Origin of the sequence: Paraburkholderia haematera, from assembly GCF_905220975.1 — a bacterium.
In the GTDB taxonomy this organism is placed as follows: Bacteria; Pseudomonadota; Gammaproteobacteria; order Burkholderiales; family Burkholderiaceae; genus Paraburkholderia; species Paraburkholderia haematera.
Map to the genome: position 1 here is coordinate 70,494 of NZ_CAJNBK010000005.1, position 18,985 is coordinate 89,478.

Annotated in this window: 15 protein-coding genes; 7 read left to right on the forward strand and 8 right to left on the reverse strand. The window is 60.9% G+C overall.

Going from position 1 to position 18,985, the window contains the following annotated elements; all coding sequences use genetic code 11:
- Window position 1: 1 nt before the first annotated feature.
- Entirely contained in the window at window positions 2-2,128 is a 2,127-nt protein-coding gene (locus KHO23_RS11830) for a TonB-dependent receptor (protein ID WP_211611259.1), read from the reverse strand.
- A 509-nt stretch (window positions 2,129-2,637) separates the two neighbouring features.
- On the opposite strand from KHO23_RS11830, the gene alr reads away from it, so the two are divergent.
- A complete protein-coding gene (alr, locus tag KHO23_RS11835) occupies window positions 2,638-3,705 on the forward strand; it encodes an alanine racemase (RefSeq protein WP_211611264.1) in 1,068 nt (355 codons plus the stop codon).
- A 202-nt stretch (window positions 3,706-3,907) separates the two neighbouring features.
- The gene (locus KHO23_RS11840) at window positions 3,908-5,839 is read left to right on the forward strand and encodes a putative bifunctional diguanylate cyclase/phosphodiesterase (RefSeq protein ID WP_211611269.1); all 1,932 of its coding nucleotides are present in this window, start codon (window positions 3,908-3,910) and stop codon (window positions 5,837-5,839) included.
- Between the two features lie 44 nt (window positions 5,840-5,883).
- Here KHO23_RS11840 and KHO23_RS11845 read toward each other — a convergent pair whose 3' ends face one another.
- Both KHO23_RS11845 and KHO23_RS11850 read right to left on the reverse strand, forming a co-directional pair.
- On the reverse strand, window positions 5,884-6,507 hold the full coding sequence (locus tag KHO23_RS11845; RefSeq protein WP_211611271.1) for a hypothetical protein: 624 nt from the start codon (window positions 6,505-6,507) through the stop codon (window positions 5,884-5,886).
- Window positions 6,508-6,537: 30 nt separating this feature from the next.
- A complete protein-coding gene (locus KHO23_RS11850; protein WP_211611272.1) occupies window positions 6,538-7,095 on the reverse strand; it encodes a hypothetical protein in 558 nt (185 codons plus the stop codon).
- 277 nt (window positions 7,096-7,372) lie between these two features.
- Here KHO23_RS11850 and KHO23_RS11855 point away from each other — a divergent pair, with 277 nt between their 5' ends.
- The 4 genes from KHO23_RS11855 (at window position 7,373) to bla (ending at window position 11,569) form a co-directional block, all read left to right on the forward strand.
- Window positions 7,373-7,792 (forward strand): hypothetical protein, encoded by a 420-nt coding sequence (locus tag KHO23_RS11855; protein WP_211611274.1) that lies wholly within the window; start codon window positions 7,373-7,375, stop codon window positions 7,790-7,792.
- A gap of 361 nt (window positions 7,793-8,153) precedes the next feature.
- On the forward strand, window positions 8,154-10,268 hold the full coding sequence (locus KHO23_RS11860; RefSeq protein WP_211611276.1) for a phosphocholine-specific phospholipase C: 2,115 nt from the start codon (window positions 8,154-8,156) through the stop codon (window positions 10,266-10,268).
- A gap of 131 nt (window positions 10,269-10,399) precedes the next feature.
- Window positions 10,400-10,624: a hypothetical protein gene (locus KHO23_RS11865; protein ID WP_211611278.1), complete on the forward strand. Its 225-nt coding sequence runs from the start codon at window positions 10,400-10,402 to the stop codon at window positions 10,622-10,624.
- A gap of 72 nt (window positions 10,625-10,696) precedes the next feature.
- Window positions 10,697-11,569, forward strand: coding sequence for a class A beta-lactamase (bla, locus tag KHO23_RS11870; protein WP_236066809.1), 873 nt, complete (start codon window positions 10,697-10,699; stop codon window positions 11,567-11,569).
- A 72-nt stretch (window positions 11,570-11,641) separates the two neighbouring features.
- Here the strand turns inward: bla and KHO23_RS11875 are convergent, their stop codons facing one another.
- From KHO23_RS11875 to KHO23_RS11890, 4 genes are read right to left on the reverse strand one after another with little or no spacing between them, the layout of a single operon-like run.
- Complete coding sequence (locus tag KHO23_RS11875; RefSeq protein ID WP_211611668.1) at window positions 11,642-12,343, reverse strand: DUF2894 domain-containing protein; 702 nt, start codon at window positions 12,341-12,343, stop codon at window positions 11,642-11,644.
- Between the two features lies 1 nt (window position 12,344).
- Complete coding sequence (locus KHO23_RS11880; RefSeq protein ID WP_211611281.1) at window positions 12,345-12,992, reverse strand: OmpA family protein; 648 nt, start codon at window positions 12,990-12,992, stop codon at window positions 12,345-12,347.
- Window positions 12,989-15,343, reverse strand: a complete 2,355-nt coding sequence (locus tag KHO23_RS11885; protein ID WP_211611290.1) for a DUF802 domain-containing protein — start codon at window positions 15,341-15,343, stop codon at window positions 12,989-12,991. Before KHO23_RS11885 ends, KHO23_RS11880 begins: the two co-directional genes overlap by 4 nt.
- A gap of 10 nt (window positions 15,344-15,353) precedes the next feature.
- The gene (locus KHO23_RS11890) at window positions 15,354-16,112 is read right to left on the reverse strand and encodes a DUF3348 domain-containing protein (protein WP_211611291.1); all 759 of its coding nucleotides are present in this window, start codon (window positions 16,110-16,112) and stop codon (window positions 15,354-15,356) included.
- Window positions 16,113-16,450: 338 nt separating this feature from the next.
- Here KHO23_RS11890 and KHO23_RS11895 point away from each other — a divergent pair, with 338 nt between their 5' ends.
- On the forward strand, window positions 16,451-18,142 hold the full coding sequence (locus KHO23_RS11895) for a fibronectin type III domain-containing protein (protein ID WP_211611294.1): 1,692 nt from the start codon (window positions 16,451-16,453) through the stop codon (window positions 18,140-18,142).
- A gap of 8 nt (window positions 18,143-18,150) precedes the next feature.
- Here KHO23_RS11895 and KHO23_RS11900 read toward each other — a convergent pair whose 3' ends face one another.
- Window positions 18,151-18,903 carry a ParB-like protein gene (locus KHO23_RS11900; protein WP_211611303.1) on the reverse strand — a complete coding sequence of 251 codons (753 nt, stop codon included), beginning with the start codon at window positions 18,901-18,903 and terminating at the stop codon, window positions 18,151-18,153.
- Window positions 18,904-18,985: the final 82 nt, after the last annotated feature.

Here is an 18,985-nt window from a genome sequence, read left to right on the forward strand (position 1 = left end):
TTCAGAGGTTGATTTGTAGCGAAGCACGGACGGTACGCGGGGCGCCAAGCGTGCCTGTACCATTGTCGGAGCCGCTGTAGCCATTTTGTCCACTTGGCGTGATGTTGGCCCAGTACTGGCGGTTGGTGATGTTGTCGACGGCAATACGCAGCGTCACTGATTTGCCGGCAATTTTCGTTCTGTAGCGCGCACCGAGATCAAAGACGGTATAACCGTCGACATAGTTTGTGTTCGTGTAATTTCCTGGTCGACGACTTGCGTAGTTCATGTTGATGTTGAACCCGAGACCGGCAACGGCCGGCACGGAGTAGTCAAGTAGCGCATTGAATACGACGCGCGAGAGCCCGAGGATCTGTTTATCACTGGTAGACGCCGAGCCCGTGTTGAACAGACGGGGATCGAGTAGCGAGATCCCCGTGAAGATGTTGAGATCTCTTGTGACCGCGCCTGTCGCAGTCAATTCAAGTCCACGATTAACTTGTTGACCCTGTTCGGCGAAAACGTTGTTCGCGCCGACATAGGCGTACGGTCTCTCGATGCGGTAAAGGGCGGCGCCGAGCGTAGCCTGGCTCACATCGACCTTGTAGCCCAGTTCCCATTCTTTGCTTCGGTACGGAGCGAGGCTATCTCCCGCATTTGCCGATCCAGCCGGGGCATTGTCCCCCTGTTGAAGACTGTCGGCGTAAGTCAGATACGCCGTCATATTGTCTAGCGGCTTGAACATCAGACTGGCCGTCGGGCTGATGCCGTTAGCGTTGTACTTGCTGGTCGTCGCACCCTGCTTGTTGTAGTTCTCAGTGTGTATCCAGCTTTGGCTCGCGGCCAGAAGCGTCGACCAGTGTTTGTCGAATCCAATCGTGTCCCCGACGCTAATCGACTGCTGGACCGTGTTGACGGACCGATATCGATTTGAGAAATCGGGCAACGGAGGTTTCGCAAAAGACAGTGGATCGTTAATGCTTGCGTTGCCGAGCGTAATCGCTCCTGTCCGATATGGCGTATATCGATTCCAGAAGAACCCGGTGTTTGACACGAAGACGTCGTGTGACAGACCCGCAAGCTCAGTGTGGCCATTCAGCGCGACCGTGTTGCTGACGATCGTGTCCAGGCTGTACGTGGTGGTCGCGGTGGTTGTTGTATAGGCGCCTGTCTTGCTGGTGATGGTGTTGGTCGGCACCGTCGACGCACGGTCGTTCGTCTCTCTCAACACGCCAACGCTTAAGTGCCAGTCCTTGTTGAAGTCGTGCTTCAAGGTGGCACTGAACATGTTGGTGACATTGTCATCACCAGCCCACGATTGGCCGTAGCCGGGACGTGCAGGATCGGGTGCACTGGGAAAGGGCACGTTGCGCGCTAAAGCAAACGTTCCTGGGAATCCAGTCGACAGATAGTGGTACGTGCTGAAATTGGTCTCGAGCCTCGTGTCCGGGGAGAAACGAACGTCGAAAGCGAGGCTTGCCAGTTGTCTGCGAAGGCGACTGCCCTCCACATATCCCTCACCGTTCTGGTTGAGCAAATTCAGCCGATACCCGAAACGGTCGTCGTTGCCGAAGTGTCCTCCGAGGTCCAGATGTTCAGTCAACGACTGGCGTGAGGCATAGCCGAACGTGAACTCGCGCAACGGCTCGGCGGTAGGCCGTTTGAGCACATAGTTGAACGTGCCGGCAGGACTGGCGGGCCCGTACAGGGCACCGGCCAGGCCATTTAGCACCTCAATCTGCTCGAATTGCTCGATCGGATAGTCTGTTGTCGCCGCGATATTCAGACCATCAACCCGCGTGTTCTGGACAACCCCCGCTTGCAGTCCTCGAGTCTGTGGGCGGATATTTTCGCCCTGGACCGTCGGGATGAAGCGAAACGCTTCGCGCACGCTCTGGAGTTGCTGATTCTCCGCGAGCGATGAGGGGACGACGCTGATCGAGTACGGCGTATCAAGAAGCTCTTTCTCGCCTAGTGGTCCAACCTTCGTTCGGTCGATCTGATATGACGGGTATGGGGAAGGTGATAGTCCAGTGATGACGACAGGTGTGAGTTGGATTCCGTCGTCTTGAGCATGGACTGAGAATGTTGCCCCCATCCCTGCGGATACGAGCGTGAGCGCCTGAAAGGCGTTGATTGAGCGAGTCATGGACCTTGAGGTATCTACTTTTGTGTCGTTGTATCTGGCTATATATAACGCAATGCATGAGCCTTCAACAAGTAGTGGCCGGTGATAGATGGAATCAGGCCAAAGCTCCGTCCAGGCAAATTGACACGCTTTGCCCACCTCAAACGCGTTCTGAAGCTTGATCGTCTGCGATTGCGGGGACCAGGCGGCGCCCGTGATGAATTCCTGAATTCCTGAATTCGAGTCAGCGGACTGTAAAAGCGCCTCGTGACGGACTTTATTTTTTCGGATCTTGCTGAACTGAAGAGGGGATCGATCGCGCACGCCGTCCGGAGTTCATCCCGGGAACCGCCGGGGAGGATTTCAAGCCGCGACGGAGGCCGACAAATAAACCCAAAAATCAAAACAATACAGTAACAAAAACTGGTTATGGCTAGATACGATAGTGGAAAAAGCTGCCTGTTGGCCATAACGCCAGTTCTTGGCAACGGGCGCCCATTTCCTTTCCAAACTACCCCTCAACACCGCCTATGCCACGTCCCATCGTTGCCCAGATTCATCCCGGCGCCGTTAGCCACAACCTCTCCCTTGTCAAGCAACGGGCGCCTCATTCACGGGTTTGGGCCGTCGTCAAAGCCAACGCATACGGACACGGAATCGATCGCATTTTCCCGGCGCTCGCGAAAGCCGATGGCATCGCGCTGCTCGATCTCGATGAAGCGGTCCGCGTGCGTGAGTTGGGTTGGACCAAGCCGATTCTGCTTCTGGAAGGCGTTTTCAAACCAGGCGACGTGCAAATCGCCGGGCAGTTCGATCTCTCCATGGCCGTGCATTGCCATGAGCAACTCGATCTGTTGCGCCTGTCGTCGTCTCACGAGCGTGTCAACGTGCATCTCAAGATGAACTCAGGAATGAATCGCCTTGGATTCCGGCCCGACGCGTACCGCGCTGCGTGGGAGCAGGCGAGATCGATTCCTGGCATTGGAGACATCACGTTGATGAGCCATTTCGCGAATGCTGACGATGGCGATGTAGCCTGGCAGATGGATCGCTTCGATGCGGTGACTCACGACATACCGGGCGAGCGAAGTCTCGCGAATTCAGCGGCCGTTTTGTGGCATCCCCAGGCGCATCGTGACTGGGTGCGCCCGGGCGTGGTGCTCTACGGCGGTTCGCCTACCGGTCAGTCGCGCCACATTGACGACGTGGGCTTGCGTGCATCCATGACGCTCAGGAGCGAAGTGATCGGCGTGCAGTCATTGTCGGCGCAGGAAACAGTGGGTTATGGCCGCGCCTTCGCCGCGAACCGTGAAATGCGCATTGGCGTGGTGGCATGTGGGTATGCGGACGGATACCCACGGCACGCATCGACGGGTACGCCGATTGCTGTCGACGGCGTCATGACGCAAGTGGTGGGCCGCGTTTCGATGGACATGCTGACCGTCGACCTGTCGCCATGCCCGCATGCGCACATCGGTTCAAAGGTCGAGCTATGGGGCGACCAGGTCAAGATCGATGACGTCGCTCACGCTTCCGGGACGATTGGGTACGAACTGATGTGCGCCCTGGCAAAACGGGTGCCAGTAGAAGCCGCCTGAACGGCCTTCTTTCTCGCCGGAGCGTGAGGTAATCCGCAAGGAATAGCCGCGTCTTCGGCCACGACGCGGCGCAACATTTTTGTTGTAGAGGCTTTGGCGTGTCTAAAGCAGCGCTATAACGTTGCACCTGACATTTTGTGTTTACGTAATAATCGCGAGGCGCGCACTATTCGATCCACTAACCATTAAAAATGCGTAGGTCATGGCCTTCAGCGAACCAAGGTCTCCGTTTTTCAGGTGGGTGGTGTCTTCCGCTCAGGACCTGAGCGCTGACAACCGGCAAATATTGCTTGCCAACCTGTTCACTCGAACCGCATCGATCGTATTTGCGTCGATCTGCGAAATCAGTGTCTGTGCGACCGCTTTCTATCTGATTCCACGGCCCCTGTATGCAGGGTGGGGCGGCGCGGTGGTCGCGCTGCTGATTGCGCGTCTCACGTTGATCTGGCTGTGCTGCCGGCGCAGCGCTCACAACCTGCCAACCCCCACCTCGGCCTTTCTCTTTGCGAGCCTTCTGTGGGCCGCCTTATTCGGCTTCGGCACCTTTTTGTGTAATACCAGCGGAAATCAGACGCTTTTTCTGCTCGGCAACGTTTGCGCGGTGGGTGTGATCGGCGGATTAGCCGGACGCAACGCAGGTACACCCCGTTTGGTGCTTCTGCAGATTTCGTTCATTCTCGGACTGTTGGGTTGGGGGGCGGCGCTTTCTCCCGGCTCAGGCAAACTCGTGCTGCTGTTTCAGGCGCCGTTTTGCGCGGCGGGTTTCTTTACCGTGGCATTGCGCAGTAATCGCGACACCGTTGCATTACTGTTGGCGCGCGAAAGCAGCCACCGGCTCGCTCACCAGGACAGCCTCACTGGCCTCCCTAACCGCGCCCGCATTACCGAAATGCTGCTCGAGCGTACCGCTGCAGGCTCGTTACGGCTGGATCATCGATTCGCGGTTCTACTGATCGACCTCGACAGCTTCAAGGCGATCAACGACAGCTTGGGCCATGCCGCCGGCGATCAGGTCCTTCAGGAGGTCGCGATTCGATTGCGTGAAGTACTGCCGAGCGGTGACCTGGTCGGACGCCTGGCCGGCGACGAGTTTGTCGCCATAACCGACGGCACCGCGTTGGCCCGCGACGTCCATTTGCTGGCAGGCCGCATCGTCAAAACACTGGCCCGTCCCTTTGTATTGAGCGAGGCATTGGTGCATATCGGTGCGAGCGTGGGTGTCGCGCTCTATCCGGAGCACGCAAAGACGGGGCCGCAATTGCTGATCTGCGCGGACCGCGCGTTATACGCGGTCAAACGTAGTGGCAAAAGCGCCTTCGCTGTCTTCGATGCCATCAGGCACGCATCCGACGAAAGTTTGAGCCTCTTGCGCAGCGATCTGGAAGGCGCGATGCAGTCTTATAGCGATTTGCGCATGGAGTACCAGCCGATTGTCGATCTCAGCGACGACACGATTTCCGGCCGCGAGGCACTGCTTCGCTGGACACATCCGACTCGCGGCGAGCTTTCTCCCTCCGCATTCATTCCCACCGCCGAGCGTACGGGTCTGATCCTCGCACTCGGCGAGTGGGCCTTGCTGCAATCATGCACGGCAGCGGCCACCTGGCGTGATGCGGTAAGCGTCGCCGTGAATGTTTCGCCGGTGCAATTGCGGGAGGAATCGTTCGCCTCGACGGTCGCTGCGATTCTTGGCAAGACGGGGTTGCCGCCGGCGCGTCTGAATATCGAAGTCACGGAAACGGTGTTGTTGAGCGACGATCTAGTCACCCGGCACAACGTCGAGAAGCTCCGCGCGTTGGGAATCGGCCTCGCGCTCGACGACTTCGGCACCGGGTTTTCGACGATGTCGACGCTTGTGCGCTTCTCTTTCGACAAACTCAAGATCGACAGTTCGTTCGTGAAGGAGTCCGTGCATCGTCGCGAATCCGCGGCGGTGGTTCGCGGGATTGTGGCTTTGGCACGGGAGATCGGCATACCGACCACGGCGGAAGGCATCGAGACGCAGGAACAACTGAATTTTGTGCGCGTCTGCGGATGCACGCATGCTCAGGGTTTTCTTCTGGGCAAGCCGGTCCGGAGTGAGGAGATTCCGCAACTCGAAAGGAGGCTTGTGCATTCAACGGATAAGGCGTGAGAAGCCCGCCGAATCCGGCGGGCGCCTATCACGGCGGCCTGCTTTTACTGACGCAGTTCCGGCGAATCCTGCATGGCTGCCTGCAGCTTCTGCACGGCGTCAATCGTCGCGCGCTGTGCGGCGAGACCGAAATTGCGCTTGAATTCGCTAAACTCCGCGTGGCCGCTGCCCGTTACTTCCTTTTTTGTCACGAGCTTGCCGCTCGGATCCGTCACAGTGCAGACCAGCGTCACCGAAAAGTCGGTGGGCGGCCAGGTCAGGAGGCTCGGCGACGAAGAAGTCGTTGAGATGGTCGGCGTGACCACATAGCTCAGGCTTTTTGCCTGGACCGTTGCCTGATCAGGCGCGGCATTCAGCTTCACCACATTGCTGAATACCTGGCCGAGTTCGACGTAGATCGGAAGTTCCAGATCGCGATACGGTTTGTAGGCCACCTTGTCGCCACCACCGCCAGGCGTGACGACTTCCTTTGCGCGCAGTTCGTCTGTAATGACAAGCCCAACGGTTTTGTTGATCGGCTGCGTTTGGGCCGTCGACGTTGCTGCGGTAGTGGAGGTCGCGGTGAGCGCTGCCGGGTCACCGGAAATGGTGATGTCGTGCGCGCAACCTGCGAGCGATGCAATTGCTCCGACGACCGCCATCTTGCGGATAAGGTGTATCAGTTTCATGATGATCTCTGGTCTTTGAGTCAATAAGGATTACTGGATAGCTTGAACGAAAGCGGGATCGGCATAGAGCGACGCGAGCAGTTTCTGGACGATGAGCGGATACTGCTGTGTCGCCCTCGGCACCGCGATCATGGCTGCGAATGACGAATCCCATTGCGTCGTCGCGGTTTTCACGCTGTCGTATCGCACCTCGTCACCGCGCTTAACGATGAAGCGAGCTGAGATCGTGCCGGTGGCGGTACCGATGCTGGCATCGACGTTATTCTTCAGCAGCACGCCGCTCAGTTCGACTTTGGCGTCGGGCGAAAGCGCGCGGGCGATAGTCAGTTCCTGCTGAAGGGCGCTCGAGAGGTACTGGGCAAACGAATCGCCAACGGGCGAAATCATGCGGTCCGCGCGCAGTGACACGGATGAATGGTCGCCATCGGCTTTATCGTTGGTGAAAGTGCCGAGACGCGTGGCCAGAGGAGATGCGTTCTTGAGCGTCTGGATATTGTCGACGGAAGCCGAATAGGGCGGCGCGGCAATCGAACACGCGGCGAGCGCGACAATGGGGATGAAAAGAAGAATCCTTTGGAGAGCAAGCATGGGCTTCTAATGCCTCGTCGGTTATTGTCAAAATGAGGTGGCCGACCGCCTCGACTCTTAGGTAAAGGACGGTTCATGTGTTATCGGCAAATCCGGAGAAAAATTGACAGACCAGTTATTCTCTCTTTCATTCATGAAAGCAAAACGTAATACGACTATGCGAGAAGCATTGACGCATTGATTCATAATTAACCGGTCTATAGTCAGCCATTACACTGCTGCGAATAGCACGGGTTCATCTCCACTAGCGCGCTGACGATTCGATACCGAGGTCAACATGGAACCCACATGGCAATTCCAGTTAAGGATCACCGTCTCCCCTGAACTTGCAAACGATCTACGCGCCAACCCGGGGGGTGCTTCGCATGCTGCGCTTCGCGACGTGCTACGCAGCCACAACGCGACCTTGAAGTGCCAGTTCGATGCATTCGCCGACTACGTGAGCGAGGCGGAAAAGCAGGGGCCGGAAAACTATCCGCTTTATCAGTGGACCAAGCAGACAATCGAGAACCCGGAGAAGAAGGCGAAGTACCTTCAGTCGTTCACTGTCTATGTGAATGGCGACGAGATATACGGCAAGACAATCGCCGACGTGATCGAAGCCAAACTGCTGGCACTGGTCAGTGACGATGGCATTGAAAGCGTCGCCAGGTTCGATACCAATCCGGCGAATAACCCGCAGCCCCCCAGGCGCTAACGGACACATAGTCCGCGTGGTTTCCAGCACGACACTCGCGTGTAACAAATAGTAATTATCTTCTCGGCACCGCTTGCGCATGAGCGCGACGGTGGTCGATACGCGATCGCGTCCGCCATCCTTTTCCACGGAGACACTTATGCCGACTTCGGCATTCCGGCTTTTTGCGCTCGCCGGCGTTATTGCAACGACAGCGCTCCTCGGTGCATGCAGCGACGGTGTGTCGTCCCCTTCGCCGACGTCTGCTACATCGGCCAAGTCAGCATGCGGCAACGCCAACGTCGCCAATGCGCACATGAGTTGCCCGCCGGGTTTCGTTCCGCCCGCCTCCTGAGCTCAGAATTCAAACCAGGTCCATCGCATGGCTACCAAAACGCGTCGAGATTTTCTGAAGCTGTCCGCCGGGCTGGCGGGTGCGACAGCCGCCACTACCCTGTTTCCTGAATCTATCCGCAAGGCGCTGGCAATCGAGCCGAGCTCGGTGACGGGTACGATCCAGGACGTGCAGCACATTGTTGTCTTCATGCAGGAGAACCGCTCGTTCGATCACTATCTCGGTCACCTGAGCGGCGTGCGCGGCTATAACGACCGCTTCCCCGTGACGCTACCGAACGGCCAGCCGGTGTGGTTCCAGCCGCGTCAGGAGGATCCGACGAAAGTGATCGCGCCGTTCCGCTACGACACGACCAATCCGAACGTCAACGCGCAATGCATCGGCGGCCTGCCGCACACGTGGGTCACCACGCACGGTGCGATCGACAACGGCCGCGCCGACAAGTGGGCCGTGCAGAAGAGCAATATGACGATGGGCTATCACGTGCGCGAGGACATTCCGTTCCACTACGCGCTCGCCGATGCCTTCACCGTGTGCGACAACTACTTCTGTTCGATTCCGGGCAACACACACCCGAACCGCATGTATCTGATGACGGGGATGGTCGATCCCCTCGCCACGGGTGGCGGCCCGCTACTCGACAACACGGATTACATCGACAATCAGTTCGACAGCATCAAACTGCAGCCCTTCAACTGGACCACGTATCCCGAGCGGCTGGAAACGGCCGGCATCTCGTGGCAGATCTACCAGCAGGGCACCGGTTTCGATAATTTCAGCGGCAACTACGGCACGAACATGCTGGCCTCGTTCAAGAACTTCGTGAATGCACCGGCCGGTTCGTCGCTGCAAAACCGCGGGATGAGCACGCGTACGTTGACGCAGTTGAAGGCCGACGTACAGGCCAATGCATTGCCGCAAGTATCGTGGCTGCTGCCGCCCGCCGCGTATTCGGAGCATCCGAAGTTCACACCGCTTTACGGCGCGAATTACATCTCGACGATCCTCGACGCGCTGACGTCGAATCCCGACGTGTGGAGCAAGACGGTCCTGTTCATCATGTATGACGAGAACGATGGTTTCTTCGACCACGTGGTGCCGCCACAAGCGCCCACGTTGCCGGGTTCGGGCATGAGCACCGTGGACATCTCGCTTGAACGGCATAACGTGGTGACCGCGACGCAAGCGAGCACCTATACCGCCGACAACCTGCCGTATGGCCTCGGCCCGCGCGTACCGATGACCGTGGTGTCGCCGTGGTCGAAGGGCGGCTTCGTTTGCTCGCAGGTATTCGATCACACGTCGGTGCTGCAATTCATCGAAAAGCGCTTCGGCGTAGTCGAAACCAATATCTCGCCGTGGCGCCGCGCGATTTGCGGTGACCTGAGTTCGGCGCTCGACTTCTCGAAGTCCGATTCGACCGTGCCCTCGCTGCCGAGTACGCAAACCTACGTTGCCCAGGCCGATATGCAATGCGCGCGTTCCGCGGCGCAGACCGCGCCGGCCAGCACGGCTCAGCAACTGGTGGCGTCGCAGGAGGCCGGCACGCGGCCCGCGCGTGCGCTGCCCTATGAGTTGCATGTGAATGGGCAGTTGCAGTCGCAAGGATATGCCTTGACGTTTGCGAACACCGGCACGCAAGGCGCGCATTTCTGGGTGTACACGGGCGACCCGACTGCGATGCCACGTCGCTACACCGTCGAGGCCGGCAAGCAGCTGACCGATACGTGGGCATTCGACGCGAACGGCAACTACATGGTGAACGTCTATGGCCCGAACGGTTATTTCCGGCGTTTCGCGGGCTCGTCCACCGCGGATGCCGCCGCCAAGCCGGATGTCGTGACCTGTTACGACGTGGCCAACGGCAACGTCTATGTCACGCTATCCAATGCGGGCACCACACCGCTCACGGTCACCGCGGCCGACGTTGCCTATGGTCAGGCGCCGCTCACGTTGACCGTGCCCGCGGGGAAGAGCGTGGAGGCGCATTGGGACCTGTCGTGCAGCAGCCAGTGGTATGACTTCCAATTGACTGTCGCGGGCAATGCGGGCTGGTTGCGGCGGATTGCCGGTCATGTCGAGACAGGCCAGGCCAGCGTGACCGATCCGGCCGCAACGGCGCCGGTGACGAAGGCAATTTAAGCGTGCGGATCGGAGATTTCTTTCATTGTCATTTCGGCATTGACGCAAACTGGTAAATCAATTTTACATTTGACGACAAGGCTCCGAGTTCGTGAGAGGATGGCATTTCACTTTTTCTCGCGGAGGGCGAAATGGGACTCTTGGATGAAGTAGGCAAGATCGCTGGAGCAGTAGCAGCCGTTGAGGCAGCAGAAAAAGTCGATCCGGAAGCAGGTCTGCTAACAAAGGGCATTGCAGCGGTCGCGGGCTTTGAAGGTGCCGGGGCATTGGAGTCGCTGGTCGAGAAGAAAGAAGGCGAGAAGCAGGAAGACGCCGACAATACTCAAGCCACAGACGATACGAATCCTCAGACGTGATTGTGTGCGGTGAGCGGGCCAGTCCTTCGCGGGACTGGCCCGTTTTTTATGGTGAGCCGGGAGGACGATTCATTGACCGTTTCTGCTACACGCCGCAGTTTGACGCTCGGACTGCCCTTACTCCTTAGCCTCGGCGCTACCCCCACACTGGCCGCCAATGCATCCTCGCTGGCCGACATCGAACGGCGCAATGGCGGACGCCTTGGCGTGTTCGCTATCGATACGGGTTCAGGCCGAACGCTCGCTTATCGCGCTGATGAGCGCTTTCTGATGTGCAGCACCTTTAAGGGATTGCTTGCCGCGCAGGTGCTGTCCCGCGTGGATGCCGGCAAGGAGGATCTTGCCCGCCTTGTGCCCTACACCGAGAAGGACATTATCTTCACGTCGCCTGTGACGAAGGCGCACGTCGCGGAAGGCACGATGTCGGTCCGCGCGATGTGCCAGGCTATCGTCGAAGTGAGCGACAACACCGCGGCTGTGCTGTTGATGAGAAGCACCGGCGGTCCCACCGGTCTGACGCAATTCGTTCGCGGTCTCGGCGATACCGTGACGCGATCCGATCGATATGAACCCGAGTCGAACCGCTATAGCGGTGTGCTCGATACCACGACGCCCCGATCAATTACGAAGACGGCGAGCAAAATTCTGTTGGGGAATGTTCTGAGTCCCCAATCGCGTGCGCAACTGGAAAGCTGGATGATGACCTGCAAGCCGGGTTTGAACCGGCTGCGCGCCGCATTACCGCCGGACTGGATAGCAGGCGACAGACCCGGCACCAGCGTGGAAGCAGAGACCAACGACTATGCCATCGTGCGCCCACCGGGACGCGCTCCGCTCGTCATCGCAGCCTATTACGATGCACCCGCCCTCGGCATGCCCGCTCGCGAGGCTGTCTTGCGGGAGGTCGGTACCGCATTCGTGAAGTGGACGGCGGATCGGACATGATGAGCGTTGCCACGAGACTTACTTGTTCTACTTCATGCTGCAGGCGTCGCGCTCGACTGATCTGCTCTCGCGCTAACGGGGTTTGCTCCGCACACTCTTTCTGGCGGTCGCGGCGCGCGGCGCTTCTTTAGCCGGTAACGCGCCGCCACCGTTCACCTGCTCCATCCACGACAAGGCGTCGACATACGACAGGAACTGCTGGAGATACCCTGGCGACAGCTCGCGCATCAGCGAGAGCGACCGATGCACCAGGCTGCTCGAGTTGAGCGGACCGGCATTACCCGGCGCTTTCTTGAGCGACTGCCGCAACTGTTTCTCGGACCGGACTTTGGACCAGGTCTCCCTGAAGAAATCGAGCGCTTCCAGTTCCGGATAAGTGGAACGCCGCGTTGCGGCGTGACCTGCTGCGGGGTCGTTTCCGTCTTGCTGCGCATGGCTGGCGATGTAGTCGATCAGTTCGGCCAGCGCGCCGTGCGCGGGTTTGCTTGATGATGCCGCCGTGCCAGTGCCAGTGCCAGTGCCAGTGCCAGTGCCAGTGCCAGCATCAGCGCCCTCGAATGCCGTGCGCTCGAGATCGCCCGCATAGGCCTCGATCAGTTTGGACAGCCTGTCGTCCAGCAGACGCCGCGCCTCGCCGCTGTGGCCGGCTGCCCGCCGATCCAGCGCCTCGATGAAATGAAAGCGGATGGGATCCAGTCGATCCGCGCCGCGCTCGCGCCAGGCGTCGAGCGTTGCCCGGGCAACGCTTGTCACACCGCTAGCGTCACTATTCACACTACTCACGAGGCTTCACCGTCGCGCTCGAAGGCCTCGGGACCGGCGCTATTTCCACTCGCCGGTTTTTGGCCCGACCCTGGTCGTCGGCATTCGAGCTGACGGGCTGCTGGGAACCGAACGCGGCCGCGAATACGGACGAGGAGGGCACGCCTTCATCGATCAAAGCACGGGTCACCGTCAACGCGCGCTGGGCCGACAGCTCCCAGTTGTCGGCAAAGCGGCGGTTAGCTTCACGCACCTGCCGGTCATCGGTAAAGCCGCTCACCATCAGGATCTCGTCATTGGCTTTGAGGTACGCGGACAGCGGCCCCGCCAAACTCTTCAGGACCTCCCGGCCTTCGGGCTGCAATTGATCGGAGTTCAACGCGAACAACACGCTGCCGTTGATGCCGATGCGGCCATTGACCAGCGTGACCCGGCCCGCCGCCAGCGGTCCTGCCAGGGCCTGCTCCAGGGTCTTGCGGCGCTGCGTTTCCAGCTGACGCTGCTTGACCTCCTGCTCCAGCCTGGTCGAGAGTTCCAGTTGCACACCGATGACGCTCACCAGGATCAGCACGAAGGCGCCCAGCAGCACCGACATCAGGTCGCCGAACACGGGCCAGATAGGCGCCGCCGTCTCCACGCCGCCGTCGATTTCCTCGCTCATGCCGCTTCAGCTCCGACGGACGCCCGCTTGCCCGCGATGTGCTGCAGGTCTTCGACGATCTGCTTCTGCGACATCATGCTCAGGTCGATGACTTCTCGCGCCTGGGCCACGTAATACGCTAGTTGTTCGTCGCTGCGCGCGAGGGACTTGTCGAGCGCGGCTTCGATTCGCTGCAGGTGCGTGACCAGCGAGCTGTTCGACTCGCCGAACAACTGCACGGCCGCGCCGAATGCTTCGCCCAGGCTCGCCACTTCGACGGCGCTGCCGGTGACCTGCGCGGCCACCGCGCCCAGCTTCCCGGTTTCGAGTTCGACCTTATCGGTGAAACGCGTGCCGACACGGTCCAGCAGGTCCGCTGACGTGGCGACCAGCGTGTCGACGGCCGAGCGCTGCTCGGTGGAGGCGTGATTCACGGCATCGAGCAGCGTTTCCAGCGTTGCCAGCAGGCGGCTGCGCTCCTCCAGCATCGCGGTATCGCGGACCATGCTGTCCGAGAGCTTCTGACGCAGTTCGGCGACGACTTCCGCCGCGGCCTTAGGGGCTTCCGACGCGGCTTGCACGAGTTGGGCGATCTCGGCGATTGTGCTGCTTGCGTGCGCCTGTGTCTGAGCCGAGATGTCGCGCGCGGTTTGCGCCAGCACGTCGCAGATCTCCTGTTGCCGGCTCGCGGTGCGCGTACCTGCTTGCTCCCACTCCTTGCTCAACGTCGTGGCCATGGTGCCGAGTGTCTCGGTCCAGGCCGCCAGCCGCTGCTGGTCGCGCTCGGCCAGTTCCGCCTGCAGGTTTGCCGCGGCCTTGGGCGCTTCCGCAGCCGCCTGGACAAGCCGGTCGATCTCGGCGACCGTGCTGCTCGCGTGTGCCTGCGTCTGAGCCGAGATGTCACGTGCGGTTTGTTCCAGCACGTCGCAGATCTCCTGTTGCCGGCTCGCGGTGCGCGTACCCGCCTGCTCCCACTCCTTGCTCAACGTTGCGGCCATCGAACCGAGCGTCTCGGTCCAGGTCGCGAGCCGTTGCTCGTCTCGCGAGGCCAATTCCGCCTGCAAGTCCGTATGCGACTGTCCCACCGTGCGTAACAGCGACGCCGAGTGCTGTTCGAAGGTCGCGGCTGCCGCCGCCAAGGCTTGCTGATTGTGGCCGGCCAGCGTCTCGCTGACGTGTTCTTGCCGTAACAACGCCTCGTTCCATGCTGCCGACACGTTGCCGGCCGTGTTTTCCATGCGCGCGGAGACGCCGTCCAGCAGACCGGCCGAGCGTTGCTCGAAGGTCTCGGTGAATCGATCCAGCGACGTGCCCAGATGCTGGGTGAGCGCTTCGCTCGATCGCTGGTGCCCCTCAAGTGCCTTGCTCCAGATGTTCGCGACGGTGGTGGTCGTTGCCTCGAATCCGCTTGTGAGCCCGTCCAGTTGCCGCTGCACGGCGTGCGTGACGGTGTCGTGCAGCGAGGCCGTCTCGCGCGCGAGACCCGCCATCGTGGCTTCCATGACCGGCTGCAGCGCCGCGCTGGCGGCGCGGGTGCTTTCGGCGACGCTCTCCTTCAACGACTGCTCCACGGAGGCGGCAAGGCGCGTGTAGGAGGCCTCGGCTTTGCCGTGGAAGGCGTCCTGGCTGGCGATCTGCCGCTCGTTCGAGGCGAGGCTCTGTTGCTCGATGGCCGTCATCATCGCCTGCAGGCGATCGACCAGGGTGGGCATCACCTCAGCCTGCCGCTGCAGGAGCCTGAAACTTTCCTCTCGCTGATGGGCCTGCGAGTAGATGCGCAAGGTGGTCGCGATCTTCACGTCGAGCCTCTGCGCGGCATGAATCCGCTCGCGCCGGCTCAACGCTGAAAGCAGGCCCAGCATCGCGGAGGTGGCTACACCCGCGATCGAGGTGCCGAACGCGAAGCCCAGCCCCTTGACCGGTGCGGCGAGCGAATCACGGATTGCCTGCAGGTCCGTGGCGCTTTCCAGCGCCATGCCGGTGCCTCGCAGGGTCGCCACCATGCCGAGGAGCGTGCCGAGCATGCCCAGCAACACGAGCAAGCCGACCAGATAAGGCGTCAGCGCCGGGCCCGGCATGGCCACACGCTCACCCTCGACGCGCAGGCGTACTGCATTGCGCAGGCTGGGATGCAGCGGGTCAAGCCAGGCGTCCAGGCTCGGCGGCGGCCCGGACAGGCCCGCGACCGCACGCGCCAGGGTGGAAGTGGCCTGGCCGTAGCGCCGCAATTCGAGCGCGCCTGCCACGTAGCAGACGCCGATCAACATCGTGACAGCCAATGCCAGCGTGTTCGAGCCGACGTAGCCGGCACCGATCCAGCACACTGCGGCCAGACCGGCCAGAAAAACAACGAGATTGAGATATCTGGACATAGTGTCCCAGTTAGCGGGTGCGAAGGGCCGCGAGCAACCCATCGACCGGTTGTAAACGAACATCCAGCTCGGCAAGCAATACGCTCTGCATATCCTTGCGGAACTGGTCCAGCCAGGCGCCGGGCGTGGCAGGTGTGGCCGCAGCGGCGGTCATGGCGTCCGCCGAGGCTTCGGCCAGCGTCCGTTGCTCCGCCTGGCGCAAACGCTCGAAGTGCCCCGCGAGCAAGCCGGGCACGGCGGCCAGCAGACTCCGCTCGCGCTCGCTGAGCGCCCGCTCCATCACGGCGTCCACCACCGCGAGCCGGGCCATGGCGGGCGTTCTGGCGGCCAGCAAGGCCCGCAGGCGGCCACGCAGATTGCCGATGCCCGTCTCCATCGTCTGCTGCATGGAGAGGTAGCGCTGACGAAAAACCGCGTAATCGACCGGCGCATCCATGGAGGCGCCTTGAGCGAGCGTCTGCGCCGCCGGTCCGCTGCGCCTCGCGGCGGCGAACACGCTATCGCCCACGATGGCATTCGCCAACGACGTGCGCACGCGGGCGCACTCGCGCTCTTCAGTGTCACTGAAGGCGCGCGCGCCGGCGGCGACGGCAGGCGGATTGTTGTTCAGCGCCGAGGACAACGCGATCGCGTCGGTCCAGCCGAGCCATTGGCTTAACCGGTCCGAGAGCGATTGGCTGGATTCGGGAACGTCGACGTCCGTCAGGCGAGCAAGTAAGCGAATGAGCGCCGGGCCACTGAAAGCTGTGCGCTGTGGGACTTGCACCATTCCACCAGAGTCAAAAAAGTCAGCAGTTTACACGCCGGAGGGGTGAGGGATGCAGCCCCTTAATGAGGGGGGCTGCCGAACGCGGCATTTCAGCGTGCCCGACAAGGTACTGGCGATGCCCCGATTGTGCTGCCAGGCCGGGTTTTCCCACGCCGCGCGGGCAGCCTTGACGGCATTTTCCATGTCTGGCCATTTCATCGGGCTGTCATAGCTTCACGACTAGGATGCGCTGTCACTTCTGTCGCGCCCTGTTCCGGTACGGCACGCGCGGCCCACGTGGCACCGTGCGCCTGCCGTCCGCGTCAGCGACCTTCCACCCCCATACAAAAACACCCGACATGACAAACAAGAAAATCGCCAAGGATGTGCCGACCGATCAGGGCGCGACCATCGTCTCGCGCCGTGGGTTTCTGAAGTTTGCGGGTGCATCGAGCTTCGCGACGGCCGCGGGCACGCTCGCGTCGGCGGCACGAGCCCAGAACAGCGCGCCCGACGGCACGCCGGAGCAGATCCACCTCACGTGGGGCAACGATCCGACGAGCGAGGTGACCGTGTCCTGGGCGTCGCCGGCGCCGGCGGTCAACCCGCAGGTGCGCTTACGCAGCGCGGGCGAGGCGAGAGTCACGCTGCACGGTGTCCAAAGCACCTATACCGATGGCATCAACGGCGAGGTTGTGTTCACCTATCACGCGCGTCTGCGTGGCTTGAAGGCCGACACGAGCTACGAGTACGAAGTGAGCGCCGACAACGACAGCAACGCGGGTCAGCCCTTCACCGCGAGCTTCCGCACGGCGCCGCGCGGCCGCGCGCCGTTTCGCTGGACGAGCTACGGCGATCTTGCGACGCCCAATACCGGCTGGGTGCTGTCGTCGCCGCAGAGCCGCTTTGCGGTTCAGGCCGTCGAGAGATTTCAGCCGCTGTTCCACCTGCTCAACGGCGATCTCTGCTACGCCAACCTGAATCCGATGCACCAGCCGGACGTGTGGCGCGATTTCGGCAACAACTGCCAGACCTCGGCGTCGAACCGGCCGTGGATGCCCTGTCCGGGCAATCACGAGCTCGAATTCCACAACGGCGAACAAGGCCTCGCTTCGTACCTGTCGCGCTACACGCTGCCCGAGAATCACACGCGTTTTCAGGGACGCTGGTACAGCTTCCGCGTGAGCTCGGTGCTCTTCATTTCGCTCGACGCGGATGACGTGGTCTATCAGGATGCGGCTGCGTTCGTGGCCGGCCCGAATCCTCTCGTGCCCGTGGCGAGCACCGGCAATCCGCCGATTCAGCCGGGCACGTCGCTCTATGTGCGCGGATATAGCGAGGGCGAGCAGACCCGCTGGCTCGAGAGAACATTGCGCCGGGCGGCGGAAGATGACGAAGTCGACTGGATCGTCGTGCAAATGCATCAGGACGCGCTGAGTTCTTCGAAGACCGGTAATGGTTCCGACAAGGGCATTCGCGAAGCCTGGCTACCGCTGTTCGACCGCCACGGCGTCGACCTGGTGTTGTGCGGGCACGACCATGATTACGAGCGCAGCTATCCCGTGCGCGGCTGTAATCACAACAAGGGCACCGATATCGCCACAGGGCGCGTAGTCGATACGTTGCAGCCGCGGCCGGTGATGTCGGCGGTGTCGTCGGGGGCGTCGACGTTCGATACGAGTCACGGCACGATTCACCTGATTCTCGGCGGAGGCGGCACGAGTGCCCCGCTCGATGTGTACGGGGTGGATATCGGTACCGGCTTGCCGCAGGCGCGCATTTTCACGCGGCCTAATCGTCCGGTTGCCGGGACAACGCCGGGTACCTTTGTGCGTACCGGCGCGGATGCCGTTGAAGATGCCGTCTGGTCGGCGCAACGCGATACCGGCACGGGCTACGGTATCGCGGTGTTCGACCACGATCCGGGACATCCCGGCGGCGAGACCACGATTACGATGAACTACTATCACGCGCCGGGGGCGGACCAGACCCCGACGCAGAACTATGAGTTGTTCGAAACGATCGAGCTGAAGAAGAAACGGCGAGGGTGAGCTCGACGCTATTTCACGTGTCGTGACTTGAAGCCCGGCAGCGTCCGGGCGTCGGGGCTCCACGCAAGGTGAACACTCTGCTCGACGGCTGCCTTGAACTGCGATTCGCTCGTCCACATTGGAATGCGTGTGCGATAAAAATCCGCCCACTGAAATTCGGCGAAGGGTTCCGGCGTCTTTAGATAGCCCCCTGCGTCGCGCACGAACGCGGCGAGGCTGCGGAACGGGTCGTCGGTGAGTGCGGAGACCTCATCGGGAATCGCGGAAATGGCTCGCAGGACGCCGCGTTCATCGACGGGATGCACCCAGCGTTTTTCAATGACGGTGTCCCAGAACTTCGCGTCTGGCAGCCGCGATAGGTCGTCCACGACCAGTGCGAATGCCTTCTTGATGCCGCCATCCCACAGCGCACGCGCGAGGTGGTGGTGGTCGATGACGTAGTGCCTGTCACGCTTGCCAATGACGGTTGGAATCGGCGCGCTTTTCAGGAAGTCTTTCAAAGACTTTGCATCCATGGCCAGCAGGCGTTTTCGTTTTGCGTCGACTTCCAGCATGCCCACCGTTGCCTGCAGCGGGCGCAGTTGTTCAATGTCGATACTCGTTATTCTTGCCATAGGGTGACCCTCCGTATCCGGGACCATTCTACCGCTGCCCTTGCGCTGGAACGTTGCAAACGCACCCATGGAGATGTGATGGACGCCTCCATCGGCAATAGATAGGTGGCGTAGCGCACAGCTTGAGGACATCGATCTGTCGATCATCCCACTTCGCCACGGCGCAGGCTGGACTCCCTTATTCAGAAGCGGTAGGCTATGAGTGCTGGTGACTCTGTTTGGCTATGCT